Source organism: Microbacterium sp. CR_7, from assembly GCF_041954755.1.
In the GTDB taxonomy this organism is placed as follows: Bacteria; Actinomycetota; Actinomycetes; order Actinomycetales; family Microbacteriaceae; genus Microbacterium.
In genome coordinates this window covers 271,518-291,747 of sequence record NZ_JAVAYF010000005.1, presented here as the reverse complement: position 1 = coordinate 291,747, position 20,230 = coordinate 271,518, and the positions used below count along the sequence as shown (strand labels likewise).

Here is a 20,230-nt window from a genome sequence, read left to right as displayed (position 1 = left end):
TTCGGGGCCCTGCCCGCTTCGTCCTCCGCCGTCCGTGCTGGGACCATCCCAGGCGATCGTCGGGCAGACATCGCGAGCGGCCCGGGTCGGACTCCGCTACGCGTTCTCGAGCCCGTTCAAGAACGCTCGAGCGCCCTCCGCCGCGTCAGCACGGAGCTGGTCCTCACTTGCCGTGTCCCCCGTGACGATCATGGTGTCGGCGAACACGCCCGCCCACAACCCGGCCGGATCCAGGTACCGCTCCATCACGCGCCGGATCTCGGTAGCATCCGACGACTCCTCAGTGGCGGCGAGCTGCCGTGCGACCGCAAGAGCGGCCCCTCGCGGGCCTTCGTCGTTGTAGAGGATCACATACATCAGGTCGTACTTGTCTTTGGACAGCATCCTCGATCGCGCCGCCGCAGACTTGGCGAGGAGATAGCCGCCGAGATTCGCAAAGCGGAGCGTCAGCGTCTCGGGCGCGTCTGACATGTCTGCGCGCACACCTGAGGAAATCGTGAGTCGGCGCTCCATCGGGGCATGGAGCGCAGCGGCGGGGCCGGCGATTTTGCTTGCCACCGCTCGACCTGACCCCGGGAGCGGGACGATGTCATCGATGTGGTCCCAGACGTCGCAGAGGAATTCCAGCCGTATTCTCGCGTCTCCCAACAACGCGTCCCAGCGCCACCCGTTCGTCGATTCGAACCCTCCCGCGTCGAGCGCGGCGTCGACCCAGGAGAAGTCCGGCACGTCTGCGACGCGGTCGAACCCGAGAGCAAACAGCAGATCGATGTCGGTCGTCCCCTGGTGAGGGATAGGAGCGCGGGGCGCCAGGAAGTCGGGATTGAGCCCGCCGATCACGACGTAGTCCTGTGCGTGCTCGCCCGCGAGCAGCGCGAACCGAACGAGCGCGTCCTCTGCGCGTGCGCGGGCCTCTCGGCTGCGAGCATCAGAATCCAATGGCGACCTCCCTGAGGTACTCGGCCGCATCGAGCAAGCGTCCCCGCTCGCGTAGAAGATCGCCGTACACACGCACGGGAGACGCGACACGAATGCCTCCCCGACCGTCCGTGAGACCGAAGAGATACTCATCAACGGCGAACACTCGCACCCGCCCACCGCGCTCCACTTCGCGCACGTCTTCGTGGCTCGACAGCGTCCGTCGGAGTTCCGCCAAATCACCGAACGGTACGGCCAGGTCCACGGCGGGAACACTGGTGAGAAACGGAGCGATGAGGTCCGCCGCCGCCGCGCCGGTCAGCGCCCAGTCCAACGCGCTGAGAGAGGATGAGAACATCGACAGGGTCTGGGTGTGGTCGCGCCAAGGGACATGGAACTCCGCCGCCGGAGCCCTGTTCTGCAGTGCGTATTGCCCGGCCCAGTCGCTCAGCATGCGCCCCGGATCGCGCAACTCACGTGTCGCGGTGCTCCCCCGCTCTGCACCGGTCTTCACCGTGTACCCTTGCTCGTCGAACTGTCGAAGGACTCGCGCCGCATGGGCGACAGAGACATCGGCAGCTTCCGCGATCACGCCGACCCGACCGATCGAATCAGGCACGTCATCACGGTGGCGCACTCTCCATGTCAGAAGAGTTTCCGCAACGGCTCGCGCGGCCCCGGACCATGTGAAGGGTCGCCCGGCATCGGCCGGCACCGGGTCGAGTCTCGCGAGATACACCTCCCCTGGAATGACGATCCTCGCGCGCCCGCTGGCGTCCACCCACGAAAGCTGCGATTCGTCGAGGAGCTCCCGAGCTCCCGCGCTCATACGGCGAGCTGCGATCACAGGAAGCCCGTGGACCTGGGTCTGTCCGTGTACGACGTCGTTCCGGATACGACGGATGTCTGCAGGAAGCCCCTCACCTGCCCAGATCGGTTGAAGCGCCCAGCTCCGTGCTCCAAGGGAGATGTCCACCGAGTCACCGCGATGCTCGACGTGGAACTCTGGCGGCAGGACACGCAGCAGAGTCGTCACTGCAGGGTTTTCTCGCGATGCCATAGTTATATCCTAGAGTGATATTTACTGGCTATTATCAATTTAATAGCCCTAAAGTCATGCGAGGAGAAAACAACTCTAGCGGCGAACGAGCGGCATCTGCAGGGACGCCCTGCCCGCTTGGTCGCGGTGCGCCTCCGCCCTCAGTCAGTCGTCGCCGATGCGCGCGGTGTCGACGTCGACCACGCCGTCCTCGTTCATGTCGGAGCGACGCGCGGCCCTGGCATCCCACCGCAGCAGCGCCGCGGCGAGCACCGCGGCGATCACGGTGCCCAGGAGCACCGCGATCTTCGCCCCGTCGGTGTGCTCGGTGTCGGGGAACGAGAGCTCGGCGATCAGCAGCGAGACCGTGAATCCGATGCCGGTGAGCAGGCCGACCGGCAGGAGGTCGCGGATGCCGATCGCGTCGGGCAGTCGCAGAGGTGTGAAGCGAGTGACGAGGGCCGTGACCCCGAGCACGCCGACGAGCTTGCCGATGACGAGACCTGCGACGATCGCGAACACCACCGGCTGCAGGAACACGGATGCCGCGCCGCCGCCCACGAGCGTGACCCCGGCGGCGAAGAACGCGAAGATCGGCAGGGCGACACCCGACGAGAACGGCCGGATCGCATCGTCGAAGCGGTGCGTCCGGGATTCGGTCTCGCCGTGCACGCGCAGCGCCGGCACGGTGAGGCCGAGCAGCACGCCCGCGATCGTGGCGTGCACGCCGGACTCGTGCATGAACACCCACGCGACGAGGGCGACCGGAGCGAGGAGCCACCAGCGGGTCGTGCGCATGCGCGTCAGCAGCGCGAACACCGCGACGCAGGCGAGGGCGACCAGCAGCGACACCAGGTCGATGTCGCCCGTGTAGAACACCGCGATCACGACGATCGCGAGCAGGTCGTCGACCACGGCGAGGGTGAGCAGGAAGGTCCGCAGCGCGCGGGGCAGGCCGCGGCCGAAGATCGCGAGCACGGCGAGGGCGAACGCGATGTCGGTCGCGGTCGGGATCGCCCAGCCGTGCGCGGCGGTGCGGTCTCCGGCGAACGACACGATCGCGATGAAGATGACGGCGGGCATCACCATGCCGCCCACCGCGGCGAGAACGGGCACCGCGGCCGTCTTGACGTTGCGGAGGCTGCCGGCCACGATCTCGTGCTTGAGCTCGACGCCGACCACGAAGAAGAACACGGCGAGCAGGCCGTCGGCCGCCCACGTCGCGAGGGTCAGGTCGAGGTGCAGCGCGGCAGGGCCGATCGTGATCTGCGAGAGCGCCTGATAGCCCTCACGCCAGGGCGAGTTGGCCCACAGCAGCGCGACGGCGGCGGCCACCATCAGAATGACGCCGCTGGTCGTCTCGGCGGTCACCCACCGACGGGTCCGCGCTCGGGCGTTCGAGATGCGGGTCAGTCCACGCACGAATGTCTCCTCTGGTCGATCTCCGTCGTCCAGGGTCGGCGACGGATCCGTCGACCAGGCTTCCCGACACTCCGCTTCCCATTCTACCGGTCCGAGCGGGAGGCCTCGGGAGCCGTCTGCCGTAGGACCGCGCACGCCGAGGCGCTTACACGAGCGGGCTCGGTCACCGCCGCTCACGCCGCAGCGTGCGCCCGGCATCCTCTTCGAGCATCCTCACCGCGAGGAGCTCTCCGAGTTCCGAGCCGTACCTCTCGAGAGCGGCGCGGTGGGCGGCGCCCGACGCGTCGAGCACCGGGGTGGGCGCACCGGCGACCCTGCCCATGGCGGCTACGGCGTCCAGCTCGTCGACGACGCGGTCGAGTCCGAACGTCGTGAGGTAGTCGCCGTCCAGGAGGCGTTCGGCGTGGTCATCGAGGAAGCGGCTGCCGCCTGCGCTGTCGCGCAGGAGTCGATGCAGGTCCGACGGCTGCATCCCCCACCCCTGGCCGATGAGCAACGCCTCCGCCGCAGCCAGGGCGTGGGCGAACCAGAGACCGTTCGCGAGCAGCTTCACGATCTGCCCGTCCTCGGGGCGCGACCCCGCCCGCCGCAGTCCGTCCGGGCGGGACAGCGGTCGCAGAACGGGCAGCGCGCGTTCGACCGCGGACTCCGCGCCGCCGAGATAGAAGATGAGGGCGGCGCGCTCGGCCTCGGCGACGGAGCCGCCCATCGGAGCCGACACGACGTCGATCCCGCGCTCGTGCACCTGCGCGGCGAGGTCTCGGGTGACCGCGGGATCACCCGACGTGAGGTCCGCCCAGAGTCCACCGCGGCGGAGCGCCGGAAGAGCCGAGCGCATGACCTCCTGCAACTCAGCCAGACCCGGAAGGACGGTCACCAGCACGTCGCTCGCAGCGGCCAGGTCCCCGACCGAGCCGAAGCTCCGTAGTCCGGGCACCGACCCACCGCGGGTGGGATCGATGTCGAATCCGCCGACCGCGAATTCCGCCGTCAACGCCCGCGCGATCGGCGCGCCCATGCGTCCGAGGCCGATGACGCCGATGGTGGGCGGTGATCCGGCCGATGGGGATCCTGTGGGTGATGTTTCATCCATTCCCGCAGGGTCTCACACGATCAGCCGTCGGCCCGGACCGACGAGATGAGAGATGCGGATGCGCGTTCGTCAAGGGGCTCCGGCGCCAGGCGCCCGAGGACCTACCGTTCCTGCATGGTCATCGAACTGAATCGCCCGGCCCTGAAACACGCGCGCTCCCTCGTGCGAGAAGGGAAGGTCGTGAGAGACGAACGCGACGACTGGTCCGAGGCGGCGCCCGGCGCCGACGACGAGAACCGATTCATCGCGGAGCGCGGGTGGACGGAGTTCTCGCACTGGCACCCCGGCGTGGACAGAAGTGAGGATTCCGAGACGAAGAAGGCGTACACCTTCCCGTTCGGCGACTTCCGGTCGGTGCGTCGCTCGGGTGTGATCTCGGCCGAGAGCCGCGCCGGACAGTACGACCACACCGAGATCAGGGACGAGCTGCGCAAGCTGCTCGAGCTCATCGACTCGACGGACGGGTGACCTGCGGCGCGAGACTGCATCCGCGCGCTCGGAGAGGTTCACGGGGTACTGCCCGCCTCCTGTCGCGACAGCATACGTGCGACCTGAGCTTTACCAACGGTTAATGATTTAAGTGTTGGTATGCTTAGAGCATGGCTACACCTTCGGACAGTGCCCGCATCTCCGTCGACGAGGCCTCGAGCGAGACGCTCGACTGGGCACCGCGCGCGCCGGAGATGTTCTCTCGCGCGGAGGTCGCGCGTCAGACCGGTCCGTACGAAGCCACAGTCACGGCGCCGATCGCAATGTGGAGTCCACAGGTCTCCAGCGACGACTCCGCCGACGTCGAAGACGCCACCCGCCAGCTGGTCGCGTTCGACCAGCATGCGCGGCGTGCTCTCCTCACCGACGATGCGGCCCTGGGCCCGATGACCGCGATCCTGCTGCGCACGGAGTCTGCGTCCAGTTCGCAGATCGAACAGCTGACGACCTCGGCGAAGCAGCTCGCCCTTGCCGAGATCGATGAAGGCGACAAGACGAACGCCCTCACCGTGATCGGAAACGTCCGCGCCATGGAGGCCGCGCTCGCACTGTCGGACGAGATCTCCGAGGATTCGATCCTGCAGATGCACGCGGCCCTGATGCGCCATCAGCCGGGCTTCGAGCACGTAGCGGGTCTCTACCGACAGGAACAGGTGTGGATCGGCCCCGGCGACGCCGGTCCGCGTCGAGCGGAGTTCGTGGCACCCCATCACGGCCGAGTCCCCGGTGCGATGAGTGATCTGATCCGCTTCGTCGAGCGCCAGGACATCTCCGTGCTCGTCCAGGTCGCTGTCGCACATGCGCAGTTCGAGACCATCCATCCCTTCGTCGACGGCAACGGGCGCACTGGCCGCGCTCTCGCTCAGTCGATCCTGCGCAACAAAGGTCTCGTCGGCTCGACCGCCGTACCGATCTCTGCGGGGTTGCTCGTGAACACAGGCCGCTACTTCGCTGCGCTGACCGACTTCCGAGCCGGCGACGCCGGACCGATCGTCCGCGAGTTCGCCAGAGCGAGCCGCATAGCCGCGTCCACGGGCACACGATTGGTCGACGATCTCGTCTCCCAGCTGGACGAATCTCGCTCTCTCCTCGCCGGCGTGCGCGCCGATGCTGCGGCCTGGAAGGTCCTTCCTGCGCTCGTCGGGCAGCCGGCGGTCACCACGAAGCACCTCATGAACACTCTCGGACTCGGCGAGATGGCGGCGCTGCGCGCGCTCGACACGCTCACCGACCGCGGAGTGCTCACCGAGACCACGGGCCGAGGACGCAACCGCGTCTGGCAGCACCGCGGGATCTTCGACGTCCTCGACGGATACGCCGAGCAGATCCGCCGGATGGCCGCTCGAGGCTAGGGGCGAACGGGAGTCGCCGCGCTGTTCCCGACGACCGTCGTCCAGGGTCGTGCCTCCCACGACAGGACGAGGCCACCGGTGACATAGGGGTCGGCCTCGGCGAACGCACGCGCAGCGCTCAGCGGGTCCTCGCCCGTGAAGATCAGCAGCGCGGTGTACGGCCCGTCGCCGACGGCGCCGCCGAGCAGCAGGTCGCCGCTGCCGACCGCCGCCCACGCCTTCTCCAGGTGTGCCGCGCGCAGGGCGTCGCGGCGGTCGAGGTAGTCGTCGACGTAGGTGTACTCGAGGATCGCGTGCATGATGTGCCTCATCTCCATGTGGGTCCCGGGGCATCCTCTCGCCGTCGCGTGGACGACGCAAACTCGGCGAGCGATGGGCGCGCCAGGCCGCGCCCGACGGTGCTCCGACGCCGATCGATAAGCTCGTCCGCGTGACAGATCTTCCCCCACCACGCCGGCATCGGGCTCTCGGGTGCGGCATCGCGGCCACGGTCGTAGCGCTCGTCGGCATCCTTCCCACCGCGATCGTCTTCGTTCTCGCGGAGACCGGTGATCCGAACTACGGCTGGCTGCTGTTCGTCACGCTGCCGATCGCCGTGCTCTTCGGACCTGTCGCCCTCGTCCTCGGCATCATCGGGATCGTGTTCGCCCGAATCGATCGCGGTGGGTACGCGTGGCCGATCGTCGGAGTCGTGCTCGGCGTGGTGCAGCTGTTGCCCGCGGCCGCCTTCCTGGGCTGACCTGTCGCATTCGAGGCACGGACGAGCCGTGCTCGAACCACGCATTCCCCGACCCCTGCCTGAAGGAGAGAGTCCCTGTGCGCAAGAACCCGCCCGCGAACAGACTGGTCCTCGTGATCGCGGCCGTGCTGGCCGCCTTCTTCGTCTGGGGAGCGCTCCTGCGTCCGCTCGTCGACGGTGGGTCCCCCGTCGCGACCGTGCTCGTGTTCGTCGCGGGGGTGGCGATCGCGGGCCTGATCCTCTGGATCGTGCTGGGCCGGATTCAGCGGCTGCAACGCGACCAGAGGCGGGCTCTTCATGAACGTGAGCCGCAGGCGCGCGTGTTCGGCTCGTACGCGCTCAACGGCGTCGCGTCGTTCCTCTCACGCGCGATCCCTCAGCTCGGGCTCGGCACCGCACCGCGGGGGCTGCTGACGTCGAGCCCCACGGGTGTGATCGACCACTCCGGGTTCCGCCTGATTCGCGGCGGCGCACGGCTGCTCACCGCGTACAGCGTGCCGCGCGATCGGATCACGGGAGTCACGAAGGGCGGCATCCAGGAGGGCGCCTTCCTCTACCCGACCCTCGTCATCGTCGTGTCGTATGGCGTGGAACAGGTCGCGATACCGGTACCGGTCACACGCGATGGCGCACCTCTTCGTCGCGAGACTCCTGACGGCATCGACCGCCTGGTGTCGGATGCTGCCCGGATCTGGGCCGTTCCCGTTCTCGGGGACGCTGACTGAGCTGATCGCTCGACGGCCTCGATCGCCGACGAGGAGGTCGAGATCGTGCTCATGGAGACGGTGACCGCGCTCACACCGGCGATGTCGTCGTCGACGGGACCGTACCCGTCGACCGCCAGGTCGGCGACTTCCGCTGATCTGCGCGCGAGCCACGACCGGCCGAGGGCGGGACGCGGACCGCTCGCTCCGCGGCGCCGACGATCGCGTCCACGCTGCGCGCCGCGCTCACGACGAGCCCGGCCTCGCCGACCGCCAGCGGCTCGAGCGTCGCGATCTGCGAATCGAGCAGCGCGAGCGGCATGAAGTGCTCCGATCGCACCACCATCCGCTGGGCGATGACCTGCTTCGACGCATCCAGGTGCACGAAGAACACGTCGGGCGCATGCTCGCGCAGCACATCGCGGTACACGCCGCGCAGCGCCGAGCAGGCGACGACTATCCCGGTCACCCGATGCCGGGCGAGATCCTCACCGACGATCGCCAGCCACGGCCAGCGGTCCTCGTCGGTGAGCGGGATGCTGCGCGACATCTTCTCGACGTTGGATGCCGGATGCAGATCGTCGGCGTCGCGGAACGGCACCCGCAGCCTCTCGGCCAGCGCGGCCCCGATCGTCGACTTGCCGCAGCCCGAGACGCCCATGACGACGACCAGCGGACCCGACGGAGCGATGACGCTCATCGCGCACGCCCGAACTGCAGCAGCACCTTGCTCGACACCGTCGGATCCGCCGCGACGGCGAACGCCGCCTCGGCCGACCGCCACTGCTTCACGTGGCTGATGACGGGAGACACGTGCAACCGCTTCTCGGCGAGCGCGTCGATCACCTCGTCGATCTCGTCGTTGAACCGGAACGAGCCGAGCAGATCGAGCTCCTTCGCGATCGCCAGCGCCACCTGCACCGGCTGCGGACCGCTCGGCAGCAGGCCGACCATGGCGACCACTCCCCCGCGGGTCGCCGCGCGGATCGCGGTGTCGAGTCCGTGGTGGCTGCCCGACGATTCGATCACGACGTCGGCATCGATCGCCGCGACGTCCGCCGCGTCCGGCTGCTTCAGCGCGATGTCCGCGCCGAGCTCCTTCGCGATCTCGAGCGGGCGGTCGTGCAGATCCACCGCCGTGATGTGCCGCGCGCCGCGCGCCCGGAGCACGGCGATCGTCAGCAGACCGATGGGACCGCAGCCGACGACCAGCGCGGAGAGGTCGGTCACGTCGCCGATGCGGTTCACGGCGTGCCAGGCGACGCTCGTCGGCTCGATCAGCGCCGCGTCACGCAGATCGACGGCCTCGGGCAGCGCGCGCAGCATACGCGTCGGCATCGCCACGCGGTGCGCGAAGGCACCGTCCCGATGGGGGAAGCGCGCAGCGGAGCCGAGGTAGCCGCCGCCGGAGATGTTCGGGCGGTCGGCCGGGTGGCGCACGTACTCCTTCGGAGGCGTGGCCGGGTGCACGGCCACGCGCGCGCCCTCCGCGGGTCCGCTGCCGTCGGGTGCCGCACGCCGGACGACGCCGACGACCTCGTGTCCGAGCACCATCGGCGCCCGGAGGATCGACTCGCCGGCGGCGCCGTGCTTCCAGTAGTGGAGGTCCGAGCCGCAGATGCCGCCGTAGATCACGTCGATCACGGCTTCATCGGCCGCAGGCACGGGCTCCGCGACCTCGTCGATGCGCAGATCGCCTTTCTGGTGGATGACGATCGCGTGCAGGGCGGCAGACGACGCAGCCATCACACCACCGCCGTCATTCCGCCGTCGACGAAGACGACCTGGCCGCTGACGAATCGTGACGCGTCGGATGACAGCCAGACCACCGCGCCGCCGATGTCCTCCGGCTCGCCCCATCGCCCGACCGGCGTGCGGCCCAGCACCCAGGCGTTGAAGTCGGGGTCGTCGACGAGCGCCTGCGTCAGCTCGGTGCGGATGTAGCCCGGCGCGACGCCGTTCACCCGCACGCCGCTGCCCGCCCACTCGGCCGTCATGGCCTTGGTGAGGTTGCGCAGTCCGCCCTTGGCCGCCGTGTAGGCGCCGATCGTGGGGCGGGCGAGGTCGGTCTGCACCGAGCAGATGTTGACGATCGCGCCGCTCCCGCGCTCCACCATCGCCCGGGCGACCGTGCGGCCGACCAGGAACGCACTGGTCAGGTCGGTGCGGATCACGCGCTCCCAGTTCTCCAGGCTCACGTCGAGCATCGGCTCGCGGTGCTGCATCCCGGCGTTGTTCACGAGGATGTCGATGGGGCCGCCTGCTTGCACACCGCGGATGCCGGAGATCACCGACTGCTCGTCGGTGATGTCGAACGCGGCCGTCGACACGGCATCCTGTCCGAACTCCTGCGCCAGGGTCGCCGCGGTCGACTCGACGGTGGCGGTGTCGCGCCCGTGCACGACGACATGCGCTCCGGCCTCGAGCAGCGATCGGGCGATGGCGTGGCCGATGCCCCGACTGGAGCCGGTGACGAGGGCGCGCCGGCCCGTCAGATCGAACGGGTTGGTCATGATGCTCCGAAGGGGTCAGATGGTCGGGATGCGGGTCAGTAGAACTCGACGGTGTCGACGACGTTGCGCAAGGGCGCGCCGTCGAGCAGCCGGGTGGCGTTGTCGGCGAAGAGCTCCGCGATGCGACGGTCTTCCCGTGCGTCCAGCGCCGCGGTGTGCGGGCTCACAAGCACGCGGGGGTGCGACCAGAGCGGGCTCTCGGCGGGCAGCGGCTCGACCTCGAACACGTCGAGGGCCGCGAAGCCGACGGCGCCGGACTCGAGTGCGTCGAGCAGCGCCGTCTCGTCGACGACCGTGCCGCGGCCGACGTTCACCAGGGTCGCTCCCGACTTCAGCGCCGCCAACGCCTCACGGCCAAGCAGGTGGTGGGTCGCGTCGGTCCCGGGAAGGGTCGTGACGACGGCATCCACCTCCGGCAGTACCGACGCGATGTCGTCGGGGTGCATGGTGCGCGAGACGCCGGGAGTGGATGCTCCGCTGCGCGACGTCCCGATCACCGTGGCGCCGAGCGCCGACAGCTTCTCGGCGACCGACGATCCGATGCCGCCGAGACCGAGCACCAGGACGGTCTGCTCGGAGACCTGCGACATCAGCCAGCGGCCGCTCCACTCGCGCTCGCTCTGCTGCCGCGCGAGACGCGGCAGGTGCTTCGCTCCCGCGAAGACGCCGAAGACCGCGAACTCGGCGAGCGCGTCGCCGTGCACCCCGGCCGAGGTCGTGAACACGACCCGCTCCAGCTCGTCATCCGCGAGTCCGGCTGCGCGCACCTGACCGCCGCCTCCCGCGGCCATCGTGTGCACCCAGCGCAGCCGCGGGTTCGCCCGCACGGTGCGCGCGAGCGCGGCCGGGTCGACGTCGGGGATGCCGTACAGTGCGTCGGCCGAGTCGATCAGCTGCTCGTAGGCGGCCTGCTGCTCGGGCGTGCGACGGAACGACGGATCGCCCGAGAAGTCGGCGGGGTGCCGCATCGGGGGCAGCAGCGTCTGGTCGACCACGAGGTCGATCCGGGGCTCCCGCGACGTCAGCAGCTCGCACAGCTCGGGCGCGAGGGGAGCGGCGACCGCGACACGCAACCGCCCCGTCATCGCAGCGCCTCCACGGCCGCGGCGATCTCGGCGACGGCCGCCCTGATCGTGTCGATGTCCGTCGCGAACGAGATGCGGAAGAACGGCGACTTCCCATAGGCGGAGCCCTGGATGACCGCGACGCCCACGTGATCGAGCAGGTACAGCGTGACGTCCTGATCGCTCGACAGAACGCGGCCGTCGGCGGTCGTTCGGCCGATGAGTCCCGCGCAGTCGACGTAGAGGTAGAAGGCGCCGTCGGGCACGAGCGGGGTGAGTCCGTCGATCGCCTGCAGACCGGCGACCGCGGCGTCACGGCGCTCGCGATACACCGGCACCGACTCCGCGATGAAGTCCTGCGAACCCTCGAGCGCCGCGGCGGCGGCCGCCTGGCTGATCGACGAGGGGCACGACGACGTCTGCGACTGCAGGGTGTTGATCGCCGTGACGAGCGCGGGATCCCCGGCCGCGTAGCCCAGACGCCAGCCCGTCATCGCGTACGACTTCGAGACGCCCGAGACGACGAGCACGCGGTGCCGAAGGTCGGGCGCGACGGCCGCGAGACTCGGAGCCGGTGCACCCGTGAACGAGATCTCGCTGTAGATCTCGTCGGAGAGCACCGACACCTGCGGGTGGCGACGCAGCACCTCGGCGAGCGCGGTCAGGTCGGCCTCGCTGTGGATCGCGCCGCTGGGGTTGCCGGGGCTGTTCAGCACGAGCCACGTCGTGCGGTCGGTGATGGCGGCCTCCAGCGCGTCGGCGTCGAGCTTGTAGCCGTTCTGCGCCGAGGTCTCGACGATCACGGGGGTGCCCTCGTTGGCCCGCACCATGTCGGGGTACGACACCCAGTAGGGCGCGGGGATGAGCACCTCGTCGCCGGCATTCACGGTCGCCATGAGCGCGAGGAAGATGACCTGCTTGCCTCCGCCGCCGACCGTGAGCTCGGCGTCGGAATACTCGATCCCGTGCGTGCGGCGCAGCGATCCGCGGATCGCCTCGCGCAGGCGCGGCGTGCCGTTGACCGGCGTGTACTTCGTCTCGCCGGCGCGGATGGCCTCGATCGCCGCCTGCTTGATGTGCTCGGGGGTGTCGAAGTCGGGCTCGCCGACCGTGAGGTCGAGGATGCGGCGCCCCTCGGCCTTCAGCTGGCGCACGCGCGCCGCGGCGGCCGTGCTGGGGGACGGCTGGATGCGGCCCAGGCGCTCGGCCGCGCGGAACGAGGACACGCGTGCCTCTGCGGTGGCTGCTTCGGTCATGACTCGTCCTCGATGTCGGTCGTGAGGCCCTTGGCCCTCAGCACCTCGGTGAGGTTGCAGAGGTCGATCGTGGTGCCGCCGGCCCAGTACTTCTCGATCAGCGCGGCCTCGTTCGCGTCGCGTGCGGCCGAGAGCTCCGCGGCCTCGCGGACCTCCTCGCGGCGCACCACGACCACGCCGTCGGCGTCGCCCTTGACGATGTCACCGGGGCGGATGAGCTCGCCCGCGAACACGACCGGCTGGTTGAGCGCGCCGAGCGTCTCCTTGACCGTGCCCTTGATCGACACGCTCCCCGAGAACACCGGGAGGCCGAGCTCGCGCAGCTCCTGGGTGTCGCGCACGCCGGCGTCGGTGACGAGCGCCGCGATGCCCTTGGCCTTGCAGGCGTTGCCGAGCACGTCGCCGAACATGCCCGCCTCGGCGAACTCCCCGGCCGAGACGATCAGCACGTCGCCGGGCTGCGCGTAGTGGATCGCGACCTGGAGCATGAGGTTGTCGCGCGGTGCGCACACGACCGTGAACGCCGAGCCGACGAACGACATGTCGCGGTCGATCGGCTTGATGTTCGAGTTCAGAGCGCCGCGGCGACCCTGTGCCTCGTGGATGGTGGCGGCGGTGAAGTCGCCGATGCGGGCGATGTCGGCGGCGTGGGCGCGATCGATCTTCGTGGTGACGTGGACCATGGCGTGTTCCTTACTCTGCGTTCTCGAGGACGGCGGCGCTGTTCTCGAGCGCGGCGTCGCGGCGATCGAAGGTCAGGCCTCCGGGCACCTGGAAGGTGGGCATGAGCTCGATGAGCCCGATGTTGACGTGCGACGGCGCGTCGACGGCGAACTCGATCGCCGCGATCACGTCGTCGACCGTGAGGGACTCGAAGCCCTCGTAGTAGGTCGCCCACGCCTCGGCATCCGTCTCGGGGGTGCCGCCGAGGTTGCGGGAGAAGATCTCGGTCTCGATCCGACCGGGGCTCAGCTCCGTGACGCGCACGCGCTTGCCCAGGGCGTCGTTGCGCAGCTGTCGAGACAGCTGATGCACGGCGGCCTTGGTCGCGTGATAGGCGGTGTGACCGAAGAAGTTGTAGTGACCGGCGATCGACGAGATGTTGAGCACGTGGCCGCGGTCTCGTTCGACCATGCCCGGGTAGAGCAGGCGCAGGATCTGCATCACGGCGGTGAGGTTCACCTCGATGAGGTCGTCGAGGTCTTCGGCCGACGAGCTGAGGATGTTGCCGGCGCGGCTGACGCCCGCGCTGTTCAGCACGATGTCGGCCTCGATGCCGGCGAGCTCGCGGGTGAGCGCATCGGTGTCGCGCACGTTCAGCGCGTGGGTGATCACGCTCTTCTCGGCGAGCTCGGCGAGCCGCGCCTCGTCGCGTGCGATCGCATGGACGGTCAGGCCCTTCGAGAGGAAGAGGTCGATCGCCCCGCGGCCGACGCCGCTGGTCGCGCCGGTGACGACGGCGGTCCGGTAGTCGGAGAAAGTCATGGCAGGGTCCTTCCGATGGATGAGGGTGTGAGGGCGTCGAGCGCCGTGAAGACGGAGCGGACGCGAAGACGGAGCGCCTCGAGCTCGACGAGCTCGGCGCGGGCGCGGGCGGCGGCCTCGTCCGCCGAGACGCGGCGGAAACGCAGCCGCTGCCCCGGACGCACCTGAGCGAGTACGTCGAGCGACCCCGAGGTCACGACCGCGAGCACGGGGTAGCCGGCGGTCACGCCGCGACCGCGGTGCAGCACGAGCAGTTCGTCGCCGGGCGGCACCTCGACGGCGCCGACGGGCACACCGCGCGAGAGCACCTCGCCGGTCGTGCGTCGCTCGGGCAGGGGGCCCGTCATGCGCAGCCCGATGTGGTTGCTGGTCGGCGTGACGAGGTAGGGCTGCGCGAACAGGCGGTCGACGGTGCCCGCGAAGTCGTCGATGTCGGGGCCGTCGGTCACGTCGATCACGAACCCGGTCGGCATCCGCGGCACGTCGAGGCTGTACAGCTCCGCCTCGAAGTGATCGTTGACGATCGGAGCCGTCTCGCGGCGCAGCACGATCGTCGCCCCGGCGACCAGTCGCCCGCCGAAGCCGAGTACCGAGTCGGGGGCGCAGCTGCCGAGCAGGCGCGGCACGTCGAACGATCCCCGCACCGCCACGTAGGCCCGCAGTCCGCCCTGCAGCTGGCGCAGCGCCACGGTCTGCCCGGCACGCACCGAGACGGGCTGGTTCGTGGGGCGGCCGACCCCGTCGACCGTGAGGTGGGCGTCGGCGCCCGTCGCGGCGAGGAGGATGTCGGCGTCCGCGACGAACTCCAGGTCGAGCGCGGTGACCTCGAGCAGCGGCTCGTCGTCGGCGTTGCCGACCAGGATGTTCGCGATGCGGGCCGATCGCTGGTCGAGCGCGCCGTTCACCGGCACCCCGTACCGCGGGCCGCGTCGGCGTCCGAGATCGGTGACCTGGGTCGAGCCCGCCTCGACGATCGTGAGCAGTCCGGCGTTCATCGGGCCACCATCCTCGTTCCGAGCAGGGCGTCGTACTCGTCGCGGTCGATCGCACGGAAGCGGATGAGGTCGCCGGGCTCGTACGGGACGAAGGGCTCGGCGTCGAGGTCCAGCACGGTCAGCGGCGTGCGCCCGATCAGCGGCCACCCGCCGGGGGCCGCGGCCGGGGTGATCGTCGCCTGACGCCCGGCGACCGACACGACGCCCTGCGGCACGTGCGCACGAGGACTCGCGAGCCGCGGCACCGGCGTGGGGAACGGCGGACCGTCGAGCATGGGCGAGCCGCCCGGTGCGCCCAGGCAGCGCACGACGTAGGTGGGCTCGCTGTGCAAGCGCACGACGTCCTCGACACCCAGCCCCTGCGCATCGGCGACCATCCGCAGGTCGAGCTCATCGGCACGGTGCTCCGGCAGGTCGTACAGCACCGGTACGTCGAACGTGCGCGGCGCGTCGGTGAGGGGGCGGTCGTGATCCAGGCCGTCGACCACGGCGGCGAGGTACTCGCCGAGCCTCTCGAGCGACACCTCGGAGGGGTCGACCTCGATGAGCGCGGCGTCATACGTCGGTATCACGCACACCACGCCGGGCACGCGGGCGGCATCGACGAAACGGGCCAGGTGGTGCACCAGCCGCCAGCCGACTTCCCGGTCGGCGAGCACGCTCGCAACGCGCAGCGCCGAGTTGCCGCTGGGCGAGATCACGACGGATGCGGTGGCGGATGCCGATGCGGTGGCGGATGCAGAGGACACGGCGACCCTTACTCCAGCCAGTCGGCGAGCGGCGCGATCTCGACACCCGCGGCCTCAAGGCCGGAGCGGATCTGCCGCGCGAGCTCGACCGCGCCGTCCGTGTCGCCGTGCACGAGCACGGTGTCGCAGGCGACCGGGATGAGCACGCCGTTGCGGCTCTCGATCACGCCGTCGACGACCATCCGCACTGTGCGCTCGCGGATCTCGTCGGCGTCGTGGATCACGGCGCCGGGCTCGGTGCGCCGCACGAGCGTGCCGTCGTCCTCGTAGGCGCGGTCGGCGATGCCGACGATGCCGACCCGGAGCCCCGCCGCGCGCGCCGCGTCGGCGAGTCTGCCGTCCTGCGCCAGCACGATGAGCTCGGGGTTCAGTCGCGCGGATGCCGTCGCGACGGCATCCGCGTAGTCCTCCCGCACCGCGACGAGATTGCCGAGGCGTCCGTGCGGGGCGAGATGGGTGACGGCCGTGCCGTGGAAGGCGGCGATGGCCTGCAGCGCGCCGAACTGGTAGAGCACGTCGGTGCGGACCTCGTCGGCCGTGAGGCCGATGTCGCGGCGTCCGAAGCCCTGCAGGTCGGGGAACGACGGGTGGGCGCCGATACCGACTCCGCGCTCGACGCAGGCGCGCACGGTCTCGTCCATGATCTGCGGGTCGCCGGCGTGGAACCCGCAGGCGATGTTGGCCGAGGTGAGCACGTCGAGCAGAGCCGCGTCATCGCCCATACGCCACGGGCCGAACCCCTCACCGAGATCCGCGACCAGATCGATCCTCCGGGTCATCGCCAGCTCCTCTCGTCATCGATTCCGCTGCACGACAAGGCTAGGACGGTCGGCATCCGTGCATGCAGCACGATGCCGCTTCTGTGCCGCATGCGCGTGCAAAAGCGCGGAATAGCGGCGGTCATAGCACGTCAATTTGGCAAAGTATGTGCCAAACGTGTGGTCCACCAGGTCCGGATCTCCGATACGATCGACCCCATGCCGTCGCCTCCGCGACGGCTCCGGACCCCGAGGAGCACTGCCATGGTCGTCCCCGCCCGCCGCGTGCAGCGCCGCGTCACCCTCACCGAGATCGCCGAGGCGTGCGGCGTCGCTCCCTCGACCGTCTCGCGGGCGCTGTCGAACCCGAATCGCGTCAGCGCCGAGATGTACGAGCGCATCACGAGCAAGGCGCAGGAGATGGGATACACCTCCGCCCTCCTGCCCGCCACCGAGAACCGCCTCGCGCGCGGCACGATCGCCCTCGTGCTGCCGAACCTCACCAACCCGTTCAACCTCGATGTCACGCGCGGCGCGCAGGCGCAGATCCGGGCGGCGAGCTACCTCCACCTGCTGGTCAGCACCGAGGAGTCGCTGCCCATGGAGGAGCAGTGGCTACGCGAGATGGCGCGCACCGTCGACGGCATCGTCGTCTCCTCTCCCCGCGTCGACGACGAGGTGCTGCGTGCGGTGTCGCAGATCACCCCGACCGTGGTGATCAATCGACAGGCGCCCGGCCTCTCGGGCGTCGTGATCGACACCCCTGCGGGCCTCGCTCAGGCGGTGCAGTACCTCAACTCGCTCGGCCACACCCGCATCGCCTACGTCCGCGGCCCGCACGGCTCGTGGACCGACCGGGCCCGGTTCGACGCCATCACCGCCGCGGCGGACGAGGTCGGCGTCGACCTCGTCGCCGTCGGTCGATACCAGGTCACGCTCGCGAACGGCGCGGCGGCCGCGGACGCGGTCGCGCTCACCCGGGCCACCGCGTGCATCTTCTTCAACGACGTGCTCGCCATCGGCGCGCTCGACCGCTTCCGCCAGCTCGGCATCTCGATCCCCGACGATCTCAGCGTGGTCGGCTGCGACGACATCTTCGGCTCCTCGTTCTCGCATCCGCCGCTCACGACCGTCGCGTCGCCGGGAGAGAGCGCGGGGCGCGCGGCCGTCGACATGCTCATCGGCCGGTTCTCCACGCGGGAACGCTCCGACCGGATCGACCACATCTCGGCGCATCTCACGGTGCGAGCCTCGACAGGACCGCTCCGGAGCTGACCTCGCGGCTCCGCACGCGAGGAGGGGCTCGGATGCCGACGGCATCCGAGCCCCTCCTGCGGTCCGCGCCCTGCGATCAGGGAACGAGGATGGATGCCGTCACGGCGTCCTTCTCCTTCTGCGTCTGCTGCACGTCGTCGACCTCGTCGAGAGAGTAGCGACGGGTCTCCTTGGCCGTCAGCGCCGAGATCACGGCGATGGCCATGAGTCCGAGCCCGAGGATCGCCGGGCCGACCCAGTTCGTGAGATCCTCTCCGGCGAGCGCCGTCGAAGCGACGGGTCCGATGGCGCCGGCGATCGCGAAGCCGATCTGCGTGCCGACCGCGAGGCCGGAGACGCGCACGCGGTTCGGGAACATCTCGGCGAAGAACGCCGGCCACGCGGCGTTGGCGGTCGAGTAGAAGAAGCCGTTGCAGAGGATGCCGAGCACGAAGATGAGCGGCCAGTTCCCCTGGGTGATCGCCCACAGGTAGGGAACGGTCGTGGCACCGGCGCCGACCGCGCCGATGATGAACACGGTCTTGCGGCCGATGAGGTCGGCGACGTATCCGGCGGCTGGGGTGTAGAGCAAGGCGAGCAGGCTCGCCAACACCGGCACCCACAGCATGGTCGCCTTGTCGAGACCGTAGCCGGTGGTGGCGAACGCGACCGAGAACGTGGCGAACAGGTAGCTGACGCCGGCGATCATCGCGCAGGCGGCGACGCGGACGATCGACAGCCAGTGGAAGCGCAGGACCTGCGTGATCGGCTGCAGCTGGACCTTGATCGCCTGCGTCTGCACGAACGCCGGCGGCTCCTCGAGGTTGCGGCGGATGAGGTACGCGACCACGACCACGACAGCCGAGAGCCAGAACGGGATGCGCCACCCCCAGGTCAACAGCTGCTCCTGCGGCATCGACGCGAACGGGATGAACACCGCGGTAGCCAGTAGACCGCCCGAGGCCGATCCGCTCGTCACGAAGCTCGTGGTGAACGCGCGCCGGTTGTCGGCGGCGTGCTCGAGGCTCATCGAGATCGCGCTCGCCTGCTCTCCCGAGACGGACAGGCCCTGGATGATGCGGATCACGACGAGGAGGATCGGTGCGAGCACGCCGATCTGGTCGAAGGTCGGCAGGCAGCCGATGATGAAGGTGCAGACGCCGATGCCGAACAGGGTCAGCATCATCACGAACTTGCGTCCGAACCGGTCGCCGAGCGGGCCGAGGATGAACGCGCCGAGCGGGCGGACGACGTAGCCGACCGCGAGGGTCATCATGCTCAGCAGAACGCGGATGCCTTCGGGGAGCTCGGGCGGGAAGAACAGCTGGTTGAGGACGAGCGCGGCCGCCGTGCCGTAGACCGCGAAATCGTAGTACTCGAGGGTGGTGCCGACCCACGAGGCGATCGCAGCCTTCGCCGGTGTCTTCTTGGGTACAGAGGATGTCGTCATGTCGCCTCCATTGGCGGGATCCCGGCGGACCGGCGAGATCGGGTGCTCGCCGGTTCCCGCTTCGCGGGGTCCCGCTGGTCTGTTCAGGTGGGCGGCGGTGTCGCTCGCTTGAGGGAACTGTATGGATCGCCTCTCGATCCGACCAAGTGTTGTGCCACGCGTGTGCCACTATTCTCGCGGTAATCCGCTGGTTTCGGGACCGCGGACGCGGATTGGGCTCGTCCTTTGCCAGCGGATGTGCCAAGACCGTGGTCGGCATGACCGTCCCCGTGATCAGCATCCCCTTCTATGCGCAGCTGATCGATGCCGTCGAGGAGGAGCTCACCCGCGCGGGCTTCGAGCTGCTGCTCGCCGATTCGCACGGCTTCGTCGACGAACCGCGTGACCGACAAGCCGATCGCCGACTTCGTGGGCGTCGACAACGAGTTGGGGATGCAGCTGCTCTTCGAGCACCTCGTCGAGCAAGGCGTGACAAGCGTCGCCTACGCGGGAACCGACGACGCGACGACGAGCGGCGTCGAGCGCTGGCAGGGGTTCCACCGCCTCGCCCGGCGGCACGACATCGAGATCGGCGCCACCTACCGTGGCGAGTTCAGCGTCGAGAACGGCACGGCGGCCGCTGAGCACATCCTCGCCGCCGGCCCCCTCCCCGACGCGATCGTCGCCGGCTCCGACCAGATCGCGGTGGGCGTGATAGCCCGCCTGCGCGAAAGCGGCCACGACGTGCCTCGCGACTGCTCGTCACCGGCTTCGACGGTGGCGACCTGTCGCGCGTCTCGTGGCCGACCCTGACAACGGTCGTGCAGCCGCTGCCGTCGATCGCCGCCGATGCCGTCACCCTGCTCATCGACCGGGTTCGAGGCGGCACCGGCGCCCTCTGCCGCAACCCCTTGGCTCCGCAACTGCAGGTCGGCGGATCGACAGAGCAAGAACCGCGCGCCGATTCCTGA

Annotated in this window: 21 protein-coding genes and 1 pseudogene; 6 read left to right on the top strand and 16 right to left on the bottom strand. The window is 69.7% G+C overall.

Features of this window, described 5'->3' with window-relative positions; genetic code table 11:
• Window positions 1-96: 96 nt before the first annotated feature.
• The 4 genes from RAC81_RS13210 to RAC81_RS13195 form a co-directional block, all read right to left on the bottom strand.
• Window positions 97-840: a hypothetical protein gene (locus RAC81_RS13210; protein WP_375082783.1), complete on the bottom strand. Its 744-nt coding sequence runs from the start codon at window positions 838-840 to the stop codon at window positions 97-99.
• An 88-nt stretch (window positions 841-928) separates the two neighbouring features.
• The gene (locus RAC81_RS13205) at window positions 929-1,978 is read right to left on the bottom strand and encodes a type IV toxin-antitoxin system AbiEi family antitoxin (protein ID WP_375082782.1); all 1,050 of its coding nucleotides are present in this window, start codon (window positions 1,976-1,978) and stop codon (window positions 929-931) included.
• Window positions 1,979-2,122: 144 nt separating this feature from the next.
• Window positions 2,123-3,379 (bottom strand): Na+/H+ antiporter NhaA, encoded by a 1,257-nt coding sequence (gene nhaA, locus RAC81_RS13200; RefSeq protein WP_375082781.1) that lies wholly within the window; start codon window positions 3,377-3,379, stop codon window positions 2,123-2,125.
• A 163-nt stretch (window positions 3,380-3,542) separates the two neighbouring features.
• The gene (locus RAC81_RS13195; protein ID WP_375082780.1) at window positions 3,543-4,472 is read right to left on the bottom strand and encodes an NAD(P)-dependent oxidoreductase; all 930 of its coding nucleotides are present in this window, start codon (window positions 4,470-4,472) and stop codon (window positions 3,543-3,545) included.
• A 114-nt stretch (window positions 4,473-4,586) separates the two neighbouring features.
• Between RAC81_RS13195 and RAC81_RS13190 the strand changes: the two genes are divergently transcribed.
• Window positions 4,587-4,940: a hypothetical protein gene (locus RAC81_RS13190; RefSeq protein ID WP_375082779.1), complete on the top strand. Its 354-nt coding sequence runs from the start codon at window positions 4,587-4,589 to the stop codon at window positions 4,938-4,940.
• A gap of 131 nt (window positions 4,941-5,071) precedes the next feature.
• The gene (locus RAC81_RS13185; RefSeq protein ID WP_375082778.1) at window positions 5,072-6,313 is read left to right on the top strand and encodes a Fic family protein; all 1,242 of its coding nucleotides are present in this window, start codon (window positions 5,072-5,074) and stop codon (window positions 6,311-6,313) included.
• Here RAC81_RS13185 and RAC81_RS13180 read toward each other — a convergent pair.
• Window positions 6,310-6,612 carry a YciI-like protein gene (locus RAC81_RS13180; RefSeq protein ID WP_375082903.1) on the bottom strand — a complete coding sequence of 101 codons (303 nt, stop codon included), beginning with the start codon at window positions 6,610-6,612 and terminating at the stop codon, window positions 6,310-6,312. The two genes, RAC81_RS13185 and RAC81_RS13180, sit on opposite strands and share 4 nt — an antisense overlap.
• Window positions 6,613-6,743: 131 nt before the next feature.
• Between RAC81_RS13180 and RAC81_RS13175 the strand changes: the two genes are divergently transcribed.
• Both RAC81_RS13175 and RAC81_RS13170 read left to right on the top strand, forming a co-directional pair.
• Window positions 6,744-7,052 carry a hypothetical protein gene (locus RAC81_RS13175; RefSeq protein ID WP_375082777.1) on the top strand — a complete coding sequence of 103 codons (309 nt, stop codon included), beginning with the start codon at window positions 6,744-6,746 and terminating at the stop codon, window positions 7,050-7,052.
• 77 nt (window positions 7,053-7,129) lie between these two features.
• A complete protein-coding gene (locus tag RAC81_RS13170; RefSeq protein WP_375082776.1) occupies window positions 7,130-7,777 on the top strand; it encodes a hypothetical protein in 648 nt (215 codons plus the stop codon).
• Window positions 7,778-7,847: 70 nt separating this feature from the next.
• Here RAC81_RS13170 and RAC81_RS13165 read toward each other — a convergent pair whose 3' ends face one another.
• The 10 genes from RAC81_RS13165 to RAC81_RS13120 are packed head-to-tail and all read right to left on the bottom strand — an operon-like array spanning window position 7,848 to window position 16,597.
• A complete protein-coding gene (locus tag RAC81_RS13165; RefSeq protein ID WP_375082775.1) occupies window positions 7,848-8,456 on the bottom strand; it encodes a gluconokinase in 609 nt (202 codons plus the stop codon).
• The gene (locus RAC81_RS13160) at window positions 8,453-9,502 is read right to left on the bottom strand and encodes a zinc-binding dehydrogenase (RefSeq protein WP_375082774.1); all 1,050 of its coding nucleotides are present in this window, start codon (window positions 9,500-9,502) and stop codon (window positions 8,453-8,455) included. Before RAC81_RS13160 ends, RAC81_RS13165 begins: the two co-directional genes overlap by 4 nt.
• Window positions 9,502-10,269 carry a glucose 1-dehydrogenase gene (locus tag RAC81_RS13155; RefSeq protein ID WP_375082773.1) on the bottom strand — a complete coding sequence of 256 codons (768 nt, stop codon included), beginning with the start codon at window positions 10,267-10,269 and terminating at the stop codon, window positions 9,502-9,504. The genes RAC81_RS13160 and RAC81_RS13155 overlap by 1 nt, the downstream gene beginning before the upstream one ends.
• 35 nt (window positions 10,270-10,304) lie before the next feature.
• Window positions 10,305-11,354: a D-2-hydroxyacid dehydrogenase gene (locus RAC81_RS13150; RefSeq protein WP_375082772.1), complete on the bottom strand. Its 1,050-nt coding sequence runs from the start codon at window positions 11,352-11,354 to the stop codon at window positions 10,305-10,307.
• A complete protein-coding gene (locus RAC81_RS13145; RefSeq protein ID WP_375082771.1) occupies window positions 11,351-12,589 on the bottom strand; it encodes an aspartate transaminase in 1,239 nt (412 codons plus the stop codon). The genes RAC81_RS13150 and RAC81_RS13145 overlap by 4 nt, the downstream gene beginning before the upstream one ends.
• Entirely contained in the window at window positions 12,586-13,272 is a 687-nt protein-coding gene (locus RAC81_RS13140) for a 4-carboxy-4-hydroxy-2-oxoadipate aldolase/oxaloacetate decarboxylase (protein ID WP_375082770.1), read from the bottom strand. Before RAC81_RS13140 ends, RAC81_RS13145 begins: the two co-directional genes overlap by 4 nt.
• Before the next feature lie 10 nt (window positions 13,273-13,282).
• The gene (locus RAC81_RS13135) at window positions 13,283-14,074 is read right to left on the bottom strand and encodes an SDR family oxidoreductase (protein ID WP_375082769.1); all 792 of its coding nucleotides are present in this window, start codon (window positions 14,072-14,074) and stop codon (window positions 13,283-13,285) included.
• A complete protein-coding gene (locus RAC81_RS13130; protein WP_375082768.1) occupies window positions 14,071-15,069 on the bottom strand; it encodes a biotin-dependent carboxyltransferase family protein in 999 nt (332 codons plus the stop codon). The genes RAC81_RS13135 and RAC81_RS13130 overlap by 4 nt, the downstream gene beginning before the upstream one ends.
• On the bottom strand, window positions 15,066-15,818 hold the full coding sequence (locus RAC81_RS13125) for an allophanate hydrolase subunit 1 (protein WP_375082767.1): 753 nt from the start codon (window positions 15,816-15,818) through the stop codon (window positions 15,066-15,068). The genes RAC81_RS13130 and RAC81_RS13125 overlap by 4 nt, the downstream gene beginning before the upstream one ends.
• An 8-nt stretch (window positions 15,819-15,826) precedes the next feature.
• A complete protein-coding gene (locus RAC81_RS13120) occupies window positions 15,827-16,597 on the bottom strand; it encodes a LamB/YcsF family protein (RefSeq protein ID WP_375082766.1) in 771 nt (256 codons plus the stop codon).
• Between the two features lie 243 nt (window positions 16,598-16,840).
• Between RAC81_RS13120 and RAC81_RS13115 the strand changes: the two genes are divergently transcribed.
• Entirely contained in the window at window positions 16,841-17,851 is a 1,011-nt protein-coding gene (locus RAC81_RS13115; RefSeq protein ID WP_375082765.1) for a LacI family DNA-binding transcriptional regulator, read from the top strand.
• Window positions 17,852-17,927: 76 nt separating this feature from the next.
• Here RAC81_RS13115 and RAC81_RS13110 read toward each other — a convergent pair whose 3' ends face one another.
• Window positions 17,928-19,280 (bottom strand): MFS transporter, encoded by a 1,353-nt coding sequence (locus RAC81_RS13110; protein ID WP_375082764.1) that lies wholly within the window; start codon window positions 19,278-19,280, stop codon window positions 17,928-17,930.
• A gap of 303 nt (window positions 19,281-19,583) precedes the next feature.
• Here RAC81_RS13110 and RAC81_RS13105 point away from each other — a divergent pair.
• Window positions 19,584-20,230 (top strand): annotated as a pseudogene (locus RAC81_RS13105) (LacI family DNA-binding transcriptional regulator).